This window comes from Motiliproteus sp. (genome assembly GCF_965230735.1).
Taxonomy (GTDB): domain Bacteria; phylum Pseudomonadota; class Gammaproteobacteria; order Pseudomonadales; family Balneatricaceae; genus Motiliproteus.
On record NZ_OZ246016.1, the window covers coordinates 2,669,697 to 2,685,301 of the forward strand.

Annotated in this window: 11 protein-coding genes; 3 read left to right on the forward strand and 8 right to left on the reverse strand. The window is 58.2% G+C overall.

Annotated features, from left to right (window positions below; translation table 11 throughout):
* Window positions 1–47: 47 nt before the first annotated feature.
* The 7 genes from purU to glyA all read right to left on the reverse strand — a co-directional run bounded on the left by purU (window position 48) and on the right by glyA (window position 9,123).
* A complete protein-coding gene (gene purU, locus ACO05M_RS12410; protein ID WP_421863210.1) occupies window positions 48–914 on the reverse strand; it encodes a formyltetrahydrofolate deformylase in 867 nt (288 codons plus the stop codon).
* 86 nt (window positions 915–1,000) lie between these two features.
* Entirely contained in the window at window positions 1,001–1,705 is a 705-nt protein-coding gene (locus ACO05M_RS12415; RefSeq protein WP_421863213.1) for a sarcosine oxidase subunit gamma, read from the reverse strand.
* Complete coding sequence (locus ACO05M_RS12420) at window positions 1,698–4,745, reverse strand: sarcosine oxidase subunit alpha (protein ID WP_421863216.1); 3,048 nt, start codon at window positions 4,743–4,745, stop codon at window positions 1,698–1,700. The genes ACO05M_RS12415 and ACO05M_RS12420 overlap by 8 nt, the downstream gene beginning before the upstream one ends.
* Before the next feature lie 10 nt (window positions 4,746–4,755).
* On the reverse strand, window positions 4,756–5,049 hold the full coding sequence (locus ACO05M_RS12425; RefSeq protein WP_421863219.1) for a sarcosine oxidase subunit delta: 294 nt from the start codon (window positions 5,047–5,049) through the stop codon (window positions 4,756–4,758).
* Window positions 5,050–5,065: 16 nt separating this feature from the next.
* Entirely contained in the window at window positions 5,066–6,319 is a 1,254-nt protein-coding gene (locus ACO05M_RS12430; protein ID WP_421863222.1) for a sarcosine oxidase subunit beta family protein, read from the reverse strand.
* A gap of 63 nt (window positions 6,320–6,382) precedes the next feature.
* On the reverse strand, window positions 6,383–7,765 hold the full coding sequence (locus ACO05M_RS12435) for an L-serine ammonia-lyase (RefSeq protein ID WP_421863225.1): 1,383 nt from the start codon (window positions 7,763–7,765) through the stop codon (window positions 6,383–6,385).
* An 80-nt stretch (window positions 7,766–7,845) separates the two neighbouring features.
* A complete protein-coding gene (glyA, locus tag ACO05M_RS12440; protein WP_421863228.1) occupies window positions 7,846–9,123 on the reverse strand; it encodes a serine hydroxymethyltransferase in 1,278 nt (425 codons plus the stop codon).
* Window positions 9,124–9,485: 362 nt separating this feature from the next.
* Between glyA and ACO05M_RS12445 the strand changes: the two genes are divergently transcribed.
* The 3 genes from ACO05M_RS12445 to ACO05M_RS12455 are packed head-to-tail and all read left to right on the forward strand — an operon-like array spanning window position 9,486 to window position 13,359.
* Window positions 9,486–10,217, forward strand: coding sequence for a response regulator (locus ACO05M_RS12445; protein WP_421863231.1), 732 nt, complete (start codon window positions 9,486–9,488; stop codon window positions 10,215–10,217).
* Complete coding sequence (locus tag ACO05M_RS12450; protein ID WP_421863234.1) at window positions 10,214–10,996, forward strand: substrate-binding periplasmic protein; 783 nt, start codon at window positions 10,214–10,216, stop codon at window positions 10,994–10,996. Before ACO05M_RS12445 ends, ACO05M_RS12450 begins: the two co-directional genes overlap by 4 nt.
* Before the next feature lie 8 nt (window positions 10,997–11,004).
* On the forward strand, window positions 11,005–13,359 hold the full coding sequence (locus tag ACO05M_RS12455; protein WP_421863237.1) for an ATP-binding protein: 2,355 nt from the start codon (window positions 11,005–11,007) through the stop codon (window positions 13,357–13,359).
* A gap of 393 nt (window positions 13,360–13,752) precedes the next feature.
* On the opposite strand, the gene ACO05M_RS12460 is transcribed toward ACO05M_RS12455, so the two are convergent.
* Window positions 13,753–15,345 (reverse strand): ABC-F family ATPase, encoded by a 1,593-nt coding sequence (locus tag ACO05M_RS12460; protein ID WP_421863240.1) that lies wholly within the window; start codon window positions 15,343–15,345, stop codon window positions 13,753–13,755.
* Between the last annotated feature and the right edge of the window lie 260 nt (window positions 15,346–15,605).

Sequence of the window (15,605 nt, forward strand, 5' to 3'; positions counted from 1 at the left end):
GAAGGACGGAGGCAGCTTATATCCTCGACTCCGTCCGAGGTTGATGCCTAGTCGGGGAAAACCACGGTGCGCTGACCGTGCAGGAAAACCCGCTTCTCGATGTGGTAACGAACCGCACGGGTCAGCGTCAGGGACTCGATATGCTGGCCTTTAGCCACCAAGTCTTCCGGGTAGTGGCTGTGATCCACCGCTTGAACGCCCTGGGCAATGATCGGGCCTTCATCCAGGTCGCTGTTAACGTAATGGGCCGTGGCGCCCACCAGTTTGACGCCCTTCTCCCAGGCCTGATGATAGGGTTTGGCCCCTTTGAAGCCGGGCAGCAGCGAGTGGTGGATATTGATCGCCCGACCGCTGAGCTTTTCGCACAGATCATCGGACAGAACTTGCATGTAACGCGCCAGCACCACCAATTCACAATCGTATTGCTGCACCAACTCCCAGACCTGCTTCTCCTGCTCGGGTTTGGTTTCCGCAGTGATCGGCAGATGGTGATAAGGAATCCCATGCCATTGCGCCAGTTCTTCCAGATCCGGGTGATTGGAGATGATCACCGGAATTTCGATCGCCAACTCCCCGGTCCGATAGTGATAAAGCAAGTCATGGAGGCAGTGATCGTACTTGGACACCATGATCGCTACCCGGGACTTATGGTCTGGCGCGGTCAGCTGCCATTGCATATCGAAGGCGGCGGCTCGTTCGGCAAACTGCTGATTGAACAGATCGGCATCGAAGTTTTCATCCAACGGATGGAACTCCACCCGCATGCTGAAATGATTGACCTCCTTATCGTCGAAGGAGTGGATCTCGCCGACATAGTTACGGCTCTCCGCCAGAAAACGGGTGACCACATCCACCGTGCCCAGCTGGCTGGGGCAATCCGCATTCAGAATCCAGGGCTTGTTTTTTCTACTCATTCTGTCGCTCCGCAATTCGATAAAGGGAAATGGCTGTGCAGCAGGGTCAATCCAGCCCCTGCCCACAACAGCGTGTCGAGGCGGCTTTATCCGCGTACGACCAGACCGTACTCGGCACTGGCATCCTGCAGCCACAGCCAGACGTAGTCGGCAAAGCTGCGCCGGATCACCAGCTCCCACTGCTGGACATCGAGCCGACGAATCACCGCCTGCGTCTTGGCAAAGGTGGTGGTTACCACCTTGCCGACCGGGAAGTTGCGATCATGCAGGTCGTAACCGGTGCTCTTTTTCAGCACCTTGACCGCATCCGGCCCAGACAGCTGCAGTATAGTCTGGCCACCCGAAACGTTTACGATCGAGAAATGGCCTGCCATCAGCTCGCGCAGACGGCCTTCCAGTTCAAAAGCCTCGTTTCCGGGGACCACCAACAGCCACTCATCCGGGGCAATCCAACGCACCGAGGCATCGCCCTGTTCGACACTGGCCAGTTTGCCGGGCAGCGCAAAACCCATCGCCTGCGCAAACCCATCGACAAAGGCCGGATTATCCAGTGAACCGCGGATAACCAGATGTCCCAGAAAAGACAATTCCTGCAACTGGACCCCGCCTTCGAGCGGCCCCTTGGCCGCTATCGATGCCAGATCGGCGTGATAGAGCGGGCTTTCCGCGCGCGGCGCTTGGCCCGCGTCAGCCTGCACTGGAGTTTGCCGCATCTGGGCACAGTCCGGTTTGAAGGCGGTATCAAGGTCGGTTACTGCCGAATCCTGCGGGTTGATATTCAAATTAGACATTTTGACGCTCTCCTTTCGGATCCAGGAAGATCGGACTGCAGATCTCGGCTTCAATCACACTGCCATCGGCTTGCGGGTAGTAAACGCTCTCACCCATCTTGTCTAGACCACCACGGACAAACCCCATGGCGATGCTGTGCCCCAGGCAGGCGCTGTAATAGCTTGATGTCACATGACCGAGCATGGTCATAGGAATCGGCTGATTGGGATCTGCGACCGCTTGGGAACCCTCAGGGATCACCTTCTGCGGATCCTTGGTTTTCAGTCCCACCAACTGCTTACGGTTGGGTTTGACGCAATCCTCGCGGGCCATACCGCGCTTGCCGATATAGCTGAACGGCTTCTTGTTGGCGACACACCAGCCCATACCCAGGTCCATCGGTGTCACCGAACCATCGGTGTCCTGACCGGCGATGATGAAGCCCTTCTCGGCGCGCAGGATATGCATGGTTTCGGTACCGTACGGGGTCAGGTTGTACTTCTTACCCGCTTCAAATACCTTCTCCCACACCTGCATGCCGTAGTTGGACTGCACGTTGACTTCGAACGACAGCTCACCGGTAAAGGAGATCCGGAATACCCGCGCCGGAACGCCGGCCACGGTACCTTCACGCCAATCCATAAACTTGAAGTTGTCGTTGGACAGATCGATATCGTCGGTCAGCTCCGACAGCAGCTTGCGACTGTTGGGACCGGAGATCGTCAGGGTCGACCACTGATCGGTGACGGTGTTGAAGTAGACCTCCAGCTCCGGCCACTCGGTCTGGTGGTAGAGTTCCAGCCACTCCAGCACCCGGGCGGCGCCACCGGTGGTAGTGGTCATGACGAAGTGGTTTTCCGCCAGGCAGGCAGTGACCCCGTCATCGAACACCATGCCGTCTTCGCCGCACATCAGGCCGTAGCGACATTTGCCGACCCCCAGTTTGGCCCAGGCATTGGTGTACACCCGACCCAGGAACTCGCGCGCATCCTTACCCTGGATATCGATCTTGCCCAGGGTCGAGGCGTCCAGAATACCGACGCTCTCACGGGTGGCCAGACATTCGCGATTCAGCGCGTCCTGCATCGACTCACCCGGCTTGGGGAAGTACCAAGGCCGCTTCCACTGCCCGACATCCTCGAACTTGGCCCCGTTCTCGACGTGCCAGCGGTGCATGGCGCTATAGCGCTTAGGATCGAACAGTTCGCCACAGTTGCGCCCGGCAATGGCACCGAAGGTGATCGGCGTATAGTTGGGACGGAAGATGGTGGTACCGGTCTCCGGGATCGACTTGTTCATCGATTTGGCCGCGATCGCCATGCCGTTGATGTTGCCCAGTTTGCCCTGGTCGGTACCAAAGCCCATCGCGGTGTAACGCTTCACGTGCTCAATCGACTCAAATCCTTCCCGAGTCGCCAGCTCGATCCCCGCCGCGGTCACGTCGGTCTGATAATCGACGAACTGCTTCGGTGCCCGGCTGGTCGGCTTGGTGTGGGGAACGTGGAACAGCGCCATCGGAGCGGTCTGTTCAACTTCACCGTCAACGCTGGGAATATCGACGATATCATCGGACTGTTGGCCAAAACCCGCATTGGCGGCCGCCAATACTCCCTGACGAACGCCCTCTTCCAAACAGGCACTGAGGCGATAACTGCCGTTGATCGCTCCGGCGGTGAGCTGCTTCTGCACGGTTTTGCCCGGAACGAACGCCTGCACATCCTCGCGCCACTCCGGGCGACTGCCGGTATGACAAGACAGGTGTACCGCCGGGCTCCAACCGCCGGCACTGGCCAGAGTGTCGCAGCTCAAGCTGCGGATGTTGCCGGTGACCCGCTCGCCGCTGGCATTGATCGCAGCGACGCTAACGCCATTGACCCGCTTGCTGCCCTTGGCTTCGATGACGGCCGAGCCTTTGATCAGTGCGATACCGCGACGCTGCGCTTCCAGCACGCAGGCACCGGTCGGTTCGGCCCGGGTGTCGACGATGGCCACTACCTTGCGACCGGCATCATGCCAATCCAGTGCCGCCTGGTAGCCCTGATCGTTGGTGGTCATCAGCACCAGCTGATTGCCGGGGACCACCGCGTAACGTTTGATATAGGTGGAGACCGCTGACGCCAGCATGCAGCCAGGAACATCGTTATTGGCGTAGACCAGTGGACGCTCGATCGCCCCGCTGGCCAGCACGACCCAGGCCGCACGGACTCGGTGCATCCGCTGACGAACCTGTCCCTTGGGTGCAAGATCACCCAGGTGATCGGTGCGACGCTCGTGGATGGTCAGGAAGTTGTGATCGTGGTAACCATTCACGGTTGAGCGCGGCAGTAGGGTCACATTCTCCAACCCCACCAGTTCACCCACCACTCGGCTGACCCACTGCTGCGCCGGCTGGCCATCGATCTGCTCGTCACTGTGCAACAGCATACCGCCGAACTCGGCCTGTTCATCGGCCAGGATCACCCGTGCACCGGTTCGTGCCGCGGCCAACGCCGCCGACAAACCGGCAGGCCCCGCGCCCACGACCATGACATCGCAGTGATGATTGATCTGATCGTAGATATCCGGGTCGTTCTCGACCGGTGAGCGACCCAGACCGGCCGCCTTACGGATAAAGCCCTCGTAGGTGTCCCATAGCGACTGCGGATACATAAAGGTCTTGTAGTAGAACCCTGGCGGCATCATCCGACCACCGACCTTGCCGACGTAACTCATCAGATCGTTATCGGTGCTGGGCCAACCATTGGTAGATTTGGCTACCAGGCCATGGAACAGCTCCTGCTGGGTCGCACGGACATTGGGAACCTGGGTCGCTTCGGTGGCACCCAATTGCAGCACCGCATTCGGTTCGTCTGCACCGGCGGCAATGATGCCGCGCGGCCGGCTGTACTTAAAACTACGACCGACTACGTCAATACCGTTGGCCAGCATCGCTGATGCCAGGGTATCACCGACAAAACCGGGATAGGTTTTGTTGTTGTATTCAAATGTCACCGGCTGGCTGCGATCGATGCGGCCGCCGTTCTGGAGACGGTTAAGCTGAAGATGGTTGGAAGACGTCATATTGTTCTCCTCAGGCACTCTTGTCAGCAGTTACGCTGGGCTGCTCGCCGACCTTATAGGTCTCTTTGATCTCGTAACTCTGGGTGTCGCGGGTGATATTGAAAAACTTGCGACAGCCGCTGGCATGAACCCAGAGCTCGTGGTGCAGACCGCGTGGATTATCGCGGAAATAGAGAAACTGGGCCCACTCCTCATCGGTACAGTTGTCCGGGTCCAACGGCCGAGCGATATGGGCCTGACCTTTGGCGTGGAACTCCTCCTCTTCGCGATGTTCTTCGCAGTGGGGGCAATAGATCAAAAACATGGGAATCCTCCTCCGGTCAGTGGGCGACGCCGGCCGCGCCGTGTTCGTCGATAAGGGAGCCGTCGTGGAAACGGAACATGGAGAACGGTTTGGCCAGCTCGTGGGCCTCGCCCTTGGCCAGGGTGGCGGCAAACACGTTGCCCGAGCCCGGGGTCGCCTTGAATCCACCGGTACCCCAACCACAGTTGAAGAACAGGTTCTCAACCGGCGTGTCGGAGATGATCGGACAGGCATCCGGACAGGTATCGACGATACCGCCCCACTGGCGGTTCATCCGCACTCGGCTGAAGATCGGGAACAGCTCAACGATCGCCTGGATGGTGTGCTCGATGGTCGGGTAGGAACCACGCTGACCATAGCCGGTATAGCCATCGATACCGGCACCGATCACCAGGTCACCCTTGTCCGACTGGGACACATAACCGTGTACATGGTTAGACATCACCACGGTATCCAGAATCGGCTTGATCGGCTCAGATACCAACGCCTGCAGCGGATGAGACTCGAGCGGCAGCTTGAAACCGGCCATTTTGGCCAGCACGCTGGAGTTACCGGCCACCACGCAGCCGATCCGATCGGCATGAATGGTGCCGTGCTGCTTGGTTTCGACCCCGATGGCAGCGCCATCTTCGGTCAGGATGTCGATCACTTCGCACTGCTGGATCAGATCGACCCCAAGCTGATCGGCCGCACGGGCAAAGCCCCAGGCCACCGCATCATGACGGGCCACACCGGCGCGGGGCTGCCAGGATGCACCCATGACCGGATAACGGGTGTTCTCGCTGCAATCCATGATCGGTACGATCTCGGAGACCTGCTTGGCATCCAGCACTTCGCCATCGATACCGTTAAGACGGTTGGCGTTGACCCGACGCTCGATATCACGCATATCCTGCAGCGTATGGCCCAGGTTCAATACGCCGCGCTGGGAGAACATCACGTTGTAGTTCAGATCCTGCGATAACCCTTCCCAGAGCTTCATCGCATGCTCGTAAAGGTGCGCGGCCTCGTCCCAGAGGTAGTTAGAGCGAACGATGGTAGTATTCCGTGCCGTGTTGCCACCGCCCAGGTAACCCTTCTCGATCACCGCGATATTGGTGATCTTGTGTTCCTTGGCCAGGTAATAGGCCGTCGCCAGCCCATGGCCGCCACCGCCGACAATCACCACGTCGTACTTTTTCTTGGGCTTGGGATTGCGCCAGGCCCGCTGCCAGTTTTCGTGGTAACTCAGGGCGTGTTTGAGCAGCCCGAAACCCGAATATTTCTGCATTGTGTTAGTCCTCATGATTCATCCCTGCCTTTCAAAGTGCAGGTATTGGTTTCGGTCGGTCGATCAACACTCGATCACGTTGACCGCCAGCCCGCCCCGAGACGTTTCTTTGTATTTCTCCAGCATGTCCTGACCGGTCTCGCGCATGGTGTGGATCACCTTGTCCAGCGAAACGAAGTGCTCGCCATCACCACGCAGGGCCAGGGCTGCGGCATTGATCGCCTTCAGCGCCGCCATGGCGTTGCGCTCGATGCAGGGCACCTGCACCAACCCGCCGATGGGGTCGCAGGTCAGCCCCAGGTTGTGTTCCATGCCGATTTCGGCAGCGTTCTCCACCTGCTCGGGCGACCCACCGGTTACCTCCGCCAGCCCGGCGGCGGCCATGGCACAGGCCGAACCCACCTCGCCCTGACAGCCGACTTCGGCGCCCGAGATCGAGGCGTTTTCCTTAAACAGAATGCCGATCGCAGCAGCAGTCAGCAGGAAGCGGATCACCCCCTCCTCGTTGGAGTTGGGGCAGAAATTGATGTAGTAGTGCAGCACCGCCGGGATGATCCCCGCAGCACCATTGGTCGGCGCCGTGACCATCCGACCACCTGCTGCGTTCTCTTCGTTGACTGCCAGGGCATAGAGATTGACCCAGTCCATGGCGCCCATCGACGGCGTGATCAGGTCCATCCGGGTACGGTTGTTGAGGCTCTGATACAGGGCCGCCGCCCGACGTTTGACCTTGAGCCCGCCCGGCAAGGTGCCCTCGTTATGGGTGCCGTTATGGACACACTCCTGCATCACCTTCCAGATCTGGAGGATGCCTTCGCGCACCTGCTCTTCGCTGCGCCAGGCCTGCTCGTTTTTCAGCATCACTTCGGCGATGGACAAACCGCTCTCGCGACAGATCTGCAACAGCTGTTCGCCGGTGCTGAACGGGTACGGCAGCTCGGTTTGGTCTTCGACGATCCGATCGGTCCCGACCGCATCCTCATCGACCACAAAACCGCCGCCAACCGAGTAATAGACCTTGTGATTGACCACCATCCCCTGGTCATCGAAGGCGGTAAAGCTCATGCCGTTGGCGTGAAACGGCAACGATTCGAGTCGGTGATAGATCAGGTCCTGATCTTCCTGGTAGCTGATCGGGTGACTCCCGGCCAGTATCAGCTGGGCGGTACCGCTGATCACCCGGCTGCGGGGTTGAACGATGGAGGGGTCGACGGTTTCGGGCAGGTGCCCTTCCAAACCCAGTAATACCGCCGGCCCGGAGCCGTGGCCCTTACCGGTTGCTCCCAGAGAGCCGTACAGCTGCGATTGAACCCGTGCGACCTGGGTTAACAAGCCGTTCTGCTCAAGCGCGGTGGCAAAGATATGGGCGGCCTTCATCGGCCCCACGGTATGAGAGCTGGACGGCCCGATACCGATCTTCAGCATGTCGAACAGACTGATCGCCATGACAAAATCTCCTGCTCCGCCCGGCAAGCCGGGCGGTCGTTTCTTGTTGTAATCAGGTGGTTCTTCGTTGCCGGATCAACTTAGCGATACACTGGGTAGTCCGCGCAGAGGCTGGCCACTTTCTGCTTCACCTCGGCAATAGCCGCGTCGGCGCTACCACTCTGCATGGCATCGAGGATGTCGGCGATCCAGCCACTGAGCTCGCGACACTGTTGCTCTTTCATGCCACGGGTGGTGATCACCGGTGAGCCGATACGCAGCCCTGAGGTCACAAACGGCGACTGGGGGTCGTTCGGCACCGCATTCTTGTTAACGGTGATACAGGCGCTACCCAGCGCGGCATCGGCATCCTTACCCGTCAGCCCCTGCTTGATCAGACTGAGCAGGAACAGATGGTTTTCGGTGCCGCCGGAGACGACGTCGTAGCCGCGTTCGATAAACACCTCAGCCATCGCCTGGGCATTGCGCACCACCTGTTGCTGGTAGGTTTTGAATTCAGGCGACAGCGCCTCTTTGAAAGCCACCGCTTTGGCCGCGATCACGTGCATCAACGGCCCGCCCTGACCACCTGGGAAAACAGCCGAGTTCAGCTTTTTCACCAACTCATTCAGGTCGGAATGACCGTTGTCCTGAGCCAGAATCAGGCCGCCACGGGGGCCGCGAAGGGTCTTGTGGGTTGTGGTGGTGACGACATCGGCGTAGGGAAGAGGGTTCGGATAGAGACCGGCAGCGACCAGCCCGGCAACGTGGGCCATGTCGACAAACAGGTAGGCGCCCACCTCGTCGGCGATCTGGCGGAAACGGGCCCAGTCGACGATCTGCGAATAGGCGGAGAATCCGGCGACGATCATCTTCGGCTGATGCTCACGGGCCAGGGCTTCGACCTGATCGTAATCGATCTCGCCGGTCGCCTCGTTGAGGCCGTACTGAACCGCGTTATAGATCTTGCCGGAGAAGTTGACGTGGGAACCGTGGGTCAGGTGGCCACCGTGGGCCAGACTCATGCCCAGTACGGTATCGCCGGGATTGACCAGCGCCATATAGACGGCGGCATTGGCCTGGGAACCGGAGTGCGGCTGCACGTTGGCGTAGTCGGCACCGAACAGCTCTTTGGCACGATCGATCGCCAGTTGCTCAACCACATCGACATGCTCGCAACCGCCGTAGTAACGCTTCTCGGGGTAGCCTTCGGCGTACTTGTTGGTCAGCAGCGTCCCCTGGGCCTGCATCACACGGGCACTGGTGTAGTTCTCCGAGGCGATCAGTTCGATATGGGCCTCCTGACGTACCTCTTCCTGCTCAATCGCGGCCCACAGCGCGGGGTCGAAGCTTTCGATGTTGTCACTCTTGCTGAACATTCTTTTTATTCTCCCGTTGGGGGCCACCGGCCCCGTTGTCTCGATACCCGCGGCATTCGGCGCCGATGAAGCGACTGGCCGTATGGGTTGGAAATCATCTTAGGGAGGGCAAGGCGAGCGAAACTGTCTGACAACGACTCGATGCTGCGGATTTACGACAGTGCTTGCAGATAGCGACAACAGCTGCGTATTTGCGACAAGGCTGTCGCATACAGCGGCTCAGGCTTGTGAAAATTTGTAAATCATATGTAAACGGATCGGGCGACCTGATCGCCAACCGATAAGGAACCGTCAAACAACCACCGCTCCCCTAACCATAACCATAACAAAGCCGCCTGACGTCGGCTGATCAAGGGCCAGCAATGATGGAAACTGAAGCCAGTATTCTTGTCGTCGACGATGAGAAAATGACACGCCAATGCCTGAACAGCTACTTCGAGGAGGAAGGCTACCGGGTATTCAGCGCGGAAACTGCCGAGCAGGCCGAAGGCATCCTGCGTAGCGAGATGATTGATGTGCTGCTGCTCGATATTCGCCTGCCGGGTAAAGACGGCCTGACTTTAACCCGTGAGCTGCGAGTCAACAGCGAGGTCGGGATCATCCTGGTCACCGGACGCCAGGACGAGGTAGATCGACTGATCGGACTGGAGTGCGGTGCCGATGAGTACATCACCAAACCGTTCAATCCCCGTGAGATCCTGGCCAGGACCAAAAACCTGGTACGCCGGGTCCGCCACTGTAGCGATGCCAAGCCCACCGATGCATTAATGCATAACTTCAAGCAGTTTGACCGCTGGAAGTTGAACATCGACCGGCGCCAACTGATCGATGAGCAGCAGCACCCGACCCAGCTGACCGACGGTGAGTTTCAGCTACTGAACTGTCTCATCAATCATGCTGGCCAGGTGATGAATCGGGAACAGATCATGGAGCAGATTCGCGACCGCGAATGGGTTCCCAGCGATCGAACCGTGGATGTGCTGATCGGGCGGCTCAGGCGCAAGCTCAACGACGATCCTAGCAACCCGAAACTAATCTTGACCGTTCACGGTACCGGCTACCTTTTCACGCCGAGACCGACGGAACTCACATGAACGCCCGGCTCGCTCGGTGGCTACAGGGCAGTCTGATCGTTCTGTTGCTGCTGGCCTCTGGAACAGTCAACGCCCAGGCACCGGTGATCAAAGCCTGCGGCCACCCGTTCTATCCGCCGGTATCCTGGGTACAGCAAGGGCAGTTGCTGGGGGTTGCCCCCAAGGTCAGCCAGCTACTGTTCAATGCCTTGGGCTACGAGGTCGAACTCCAGGCCGAGAGCAACTGGAAGCGCTGTCTGCGCCAGGTCGAACAGGGTCAGGTCGATATCGTGGTGGCCGCCTATCGGATAGCCGAACGCGAACGCTACCTGCATTTCAGCAGTCAGCCAGTGATCAGTGATCCGATCAGCCTGTTTATCAACCGCCAACACCCGTTTAGCTTTGATCGGTTAGAGGACCTCGAGGGTAAAACCGTCGGCCTGCTGCTGGGCGACAGTTTCGGCGACAAGTTCGACCGTTATCTGCGCGACCACACCCGAATCGAGTACGTATCAAGCGGGCTGCAAAATTTCGGCAAGTTGGCCTTGGGTCGGATCGACTTTATGCCGCTGGGGCGCCTGAGCGGCGAGCTGCAAAGCCAAAAACTGGGCTTTAACCAGATCGTGCCGCTCGACCCGGTGATAAGCACCGAGTACTACTACCTCGCCATCGGCCACCACAGTGACCTGGCCCACCACCTGCCCAAGATCGACCTGCATCTGACCCGGATGCGTCAAGACGGTACCCTCACCCGCCTGATCCAGCAACAGAGCCAACGCTACCTGGCTCCCGATCAATGAGCCTGCCCATGTCTGATCGCCTATCGATGCGTCTTCAAAACCTGACCGGCTATGCCCAGAAACACCCTCTGGGCTATCGAATCCTCGGTTACGTACTCGCCACCGGAATCCTGTTCACGCTCTGTGCAACCGCGCTGCAACTGAATCTGGATTATCGTCGTGAACTACGCTCCCTTGAACATCAGGCCGAACTGATCCAGTCCAGCTATCTGGAGACCCTGGCAAAGAGTTTATGGGATCTGGATCGGGCCCAGGTTGAGCTGCAACTCAAAGGGATTAGGAGTCTGCCCGATGTAGGACACCTCCAACTCAGTTACCAGGATCGTCTCGGTGCTTTCACGCCTAAAACCAATGAGTCGAATCTCCCTTCGCACCAGCTTGAGCGCAAAGCCTTTGAGCTGGTGCATCTATCGGCCTCAGGTGAGCGCTATCCGTTAGGACAGTTGGAAGTATTCTTCGATATCCAGGCCATCGATCAGCGGGTGTGGAAAAACGGCCTCAATACCCTGCTGAGCCAGACCCTGTTGGTAATGCTGATCGTGCTGGTGATCGTGGTGATCTTCTATCGTCTGATCACCCGACACTTGGAGGCAATGGCCGATTACAGTCACCAGATCGGAGCCGGCAGACTCGATCACCCGCTGGAGTTGGATCGTATCGCCCCCCAACAGCCGGATGAGTTGGATCAACTGGCATCGGCTCTGAACGAAATGCGCCAGGCGATCCGCCATGACCGTCAGCAACGGGACCAAGAGCAACAGGCACTGCGCTATAACCGCGACAAATTGCAGACGATGGTGGAACGGCGCACCCGCAGCCTGCAACAAGCCAAAGAGGCCGCCGAACAAGCCAACAACGCCAAGTCACAGTTTCTGTCGACGATGAGCCATGAGATTCGCACCCCGATGAACGGCATGCTGGGGATGATCCAATTGCTGGAAAAGAACAACCTCGGCAGCGATCAGAACGATCAGGTTAAAGTGCTTCACGAAGCCTGCGATGCACTGCTGGAAACCTTCGATCATGTGCTGCAATACGGCCAACTGGTCGAAGGTGCCTATGTCGCAGAAGAAACCCATTTCTCACTCGAGGCGCTGCTCAACAGCCTGATCACCTTGATGGGACCTGGAGCGGAACAGAAGCAGTTGGCGCTGAACCTGCAGATTGATCCTGGCATCAACGATGATTGTTTGGGCGCCGCTGGCGCGCTGCGGCAGATACTGACCAACCTGTTATCCAACGCGATCAAATTCACCGACTCGGGATCGGTTAGCCTGGCTGCAGCTCAGCTAAGTGGCGACGACAACAGCCAATGGCTGAGACTGACGGTGAAAGATACCGGTATCGGAATCGACCCTTCGCTGCAGTCACTGATCTTCGATCGATTCACCCAGGCGGATGACAGTATCACCCGACGTTTCGGCGGCAGTGGCCTGGGATTAACGATCTGCAAAGAGCTGGCCGCCGCATTGAACGGCCGTATTGGGCTGGACAGCGATCTGGGTGAAGGCAGCCGTTTCTGGCTGGAGCTGCCTTTGCGCATTGAACCCGCCCCTCAACAGATAGCACCACCACCCCAACCCGCCAATCGCAAAGAGATCCTGCTGGTGGAAGATATGCGGATCAATCAACAGGTGGTGCTGGGTTTACTGGATCATCACGGTCACCGGGTGACGGTGGTAGAAAACGGCCCCGACGCCGTCGACATCGCCATGCAGCAGCGGTTTGATCTGATCTTGATGGATATGCATCTGCCCGGGATCAGCGGTCTTGAGGTCAGCCGCAAAATTACCGCCGAACCTGACTCGGTAAATCAGCACACGCCCATCGCGGCACTGACCGCCAACGTACGCCCCGACGATGTGCACCGTTATCCCGAGGTCGGGATCCACCATGTGATTGCCAAACCGGTCAAAGAACAACAGCTGCTCGATTTTATTGCGCAATCGGCTCCAGCTTCCTTGGTGACGACGACCAAGTCGGCAACCACAACAGCGCCCACCAGCACCGTCACCGAATCCACACCATTGGTCGATCACTCTGTGTTGGACATTCACCGCAAACTGCTAGGTGATAAAAAGCTGGCTGCCTTGATGGAAAGCTTCTGCGAGGTCTACCAAGAGCTCTGGCCGGCCCTGCTTAAAAGCCTGGAAGACCAAGACCCGGTCGACTGTGCCGAACTGGCCCACAAGCTTGCTGGTGCTTGCGACACCCTGGGGTTTATTCGCGCCAGTCGATTACTCAGACAGCTTGAAGTCGAGGCCGAAGACGGGGAATTACCAGTGAACGGGCAGCCAGATATTGAGTTGGTTGATGCTTTAAAGGATTCAATGATGGAGGCGATAAGCCGTTGTCGACGTTAACTAATCCGAACCGAACACTCAAACTATGAAGAGTCATCAATTGGGCTAAAGTGGACATCGGCTTCAGGCTGGCTAGCAGGCAGCTATCGGCACAGAGCGGCCCTTCGGCTAAAGATCTTTGAAAGGCAGCTACCGCCCCAAACCGGACGCTCAAGCCTGGATTATTGACTTAAAAAAATGCTCGCGACAGTACAGCTCAATAGCAGCCCAGATTCCGACACCAACTAGGCATACAACGAAAGAGATCAAGCAAAAGGCCAACAAGTAAACCATTGCCGGTATGTTGGTTGCGACGAACGATAATCCCCCCGAAAACAGCGGTGCTCAAAAGTAGAATTTTCTCGTAATCTAAACGCAGGAGATTCTGCACATCGGCGAACAGGACGATACGGCTCATCCCTCCACGCCCTGACTCTTCAGGTAGTCGTCGTAGCTGCCGTGGAAGTCGTTGATGCCGGTGGGGGTCAGCTCGATGATGCGGGTCGCCAGTGAGGAAACAAACTCACGATCGTGGCTGACAAACAGCAGCGTGCCGGAGTAGTTTTCCAGTGCCAGATTGAGTGACTCGATCGATTCCATATCCAGGTGGTTGGTAGGTTCGTCCAGCACCAGCACGTTGGGGCGTTGCAGCATCATCTTGCCGAACAGCATCCGCCCCTGTTCCCCGCCGGAGATCACCGTGACCGACTTATTGATCTCCTTTTGCGAAAACAGCAGCCGGCCGAGGGTACCGCGGACCACCTGTTCGTCGTCCCCCTCTTTGCCCCATTGCCCCATCCAGTCGAGCAGGGTCTTGTCCATCTCGAAGTCGGCGGCGTGATCCTGGGCGTAGTAGCCCATGGCGACTTTTTCCGACCACTTGATGCTACCGGCACTGGGGGTGAGATCACCGACCAGGCAGCGCAGCAGGGTGGTTTTGCCGATTCCGTTGGGCCCGATGATAGCGATGCGTTCACCGACTTCGACCATCAGGTCGAGGCCGCTGAACAGGGCTTCATCATAGGACTTGCCGAGTCCTTCCACTTCCAGCGCCAGTCGGTGCAGTTTTTTATCTTGCTCGAAGCGGATAAAGGGGTTCTGGCGGCTGGAGGGTTTAACCTCCTCGAGCTGTATCTTGTCGATCTGCTTGGCGCGCGAGGTAGCTTGCTTCGACTTGGAGGCGTTGGCAGAGAAGCGGCTGACAAAGGTGCGCAGTTCGGCGATCTGAGCCTTCTTCTTGGCGTTATCGGCTAGCAGCCGTTCACGGGCCTGGGTCGCAGCGGTCATGTATTCATCGTAGGAGCCAGGGAACAGTCGCAATTCGCCGTAATCCAGATCCGCCATGTGGGTGCAGACGCTGTTCAGGAAGTGACGGTCGTGGGAGATGATGATCATGGTGCAGGTGCGGGCGTTGAGCACCCCTTCCAGCCAGTGGATGGTGTGGATGTCGAGGTTGTTGGTGGGCTCGTCCAGCAGCATGATGTCAGGTTCCGAGAACAGCACCTGCGCCAGCAGCACCCGCAGTTTCCAGCCGGGGGCCACTTCGCTCATTGGGCCGAAGTGCTGCTCCAGCGGAATCCCCACCCCCAGCAGCAGTTCACCCGCACGGGACTCGGCGGTGTAGCCGTCGAGCTCAGCAAATTCCGCCTCCAGTTCGCCGGCGCGGATACCGTCGGCCTCGCTCATCTCCGCCTTGGTGTAGATGGCGTCTCGTTCCGCTTTGATTGCCCACAGCTCCTCGTGGCCCATGATCACGGTGTCTACCACGCTGTATTTCTCGTAGGCGAACTGGTCCTGCTTCAGTTTGCCGATCCGTTCGTGTGGTCCCTTCGAGACGTTACCGACACTGGGTTCCAGATCGCCGCCGAGAATCTTCATCAGGGTGGATTTGCCGCAACCGTTGGCGCCGATTAGGCCGTAGCGGTTGCCATCGCCGAACTTGACGGAAACATTTTCAAAGAGGGGTTTGGCGCCAAATTGGATGGCGAGATTTGCGGTGGTCAGCACAGTCAGAATCCGGAATGGAGGAGTGAACGCGGTACGCCCTGTGGGCGAAAAAGCAAGAAGGCGCGGAGTATACACGGTCTAAGGTTCGGGCGATAAGGGACAGACCACGAGAATCGTCACGTAGTTCGTTCCATCGGCTTCAATTGGACCAACATCCGCTTACTGGAAAATAGGTTTATTCAGAAGATCCCTAGCAGATGGATCGTCAGCGACAGAAGAGTGTTGAAAAGCGACGCCGCCCTACTCCTCCAAAATGAAGG

Coding starts and splice junctions, on each gene's coding strand:
- ACO05M_RS12425 (WP_421863219.1), bottom strand. CDS start 5,049: ATGTTTTTGATCTATTGCCCCCACTGCGAAGAACATCGCGAAGAGGAG.
- ACO05M_RS12430 (WP_421863222.1), bottom strand. CDS start 6,319: ATGCAGAAATATTCGGGTTTCGGGCTGCTCAAACACGCCCTGAGTTAC.
- ACO05M_RS12415 (WP_421863213.1), bottom strand. CDS start 1,705: ATGTCTAATTTGAATATCAACCCGCAGGATTCGGCAGTAACCGACCTT.
- purU (WP_421863210.1), bottom strand. CDS start 914: ATGAGTAGAAAAAACAAGCCCTGGATTCTGAATGCGGATTGCCCCAGC.
- ACO05M_RS12445 (WP_421863231.1), top strand. CDS start 9,486: ATGATGGAAACTGAAGCCAGTATTCTTGTCGTCGACGATGAGAAAATG.
- ACO05M_RS12455 (WP_421863237.1), top strand. CDS start 11,005: ATGTCTGATCGCCTATCGATGCGTCTTCAAAACCTGACCGGCTATGCC.
- glyA (WP_421863228.1), bottom strand. CDS start 9,123: ATGTTCAGCAAGAGTGACAACATCGAAAGCTTCGACCCCGCGCTGTGG.
- ACO05M_RS12420 (WP_421863216.1), bottom strand. CDS start 4,745: ATGACGTCTTCCAACCATCTTCAGCTTAACCGTCTCCAGAACGGCGGC.
- ACO05M_RS12435 (WP_421863225.1), bottom strand. CDS start 7,765: ATGGCGATCAGTCTGTTCGACATGCTGAAGATCGGTATCGGGCCGTCC.
- ACO05M_RS12450 (WP_421863234.1), top strand. CDS start 10,214: ATGAACGCCCGGCTCGCTCGGTGGCTACAGGGCAGTCTGATCGTTCTG.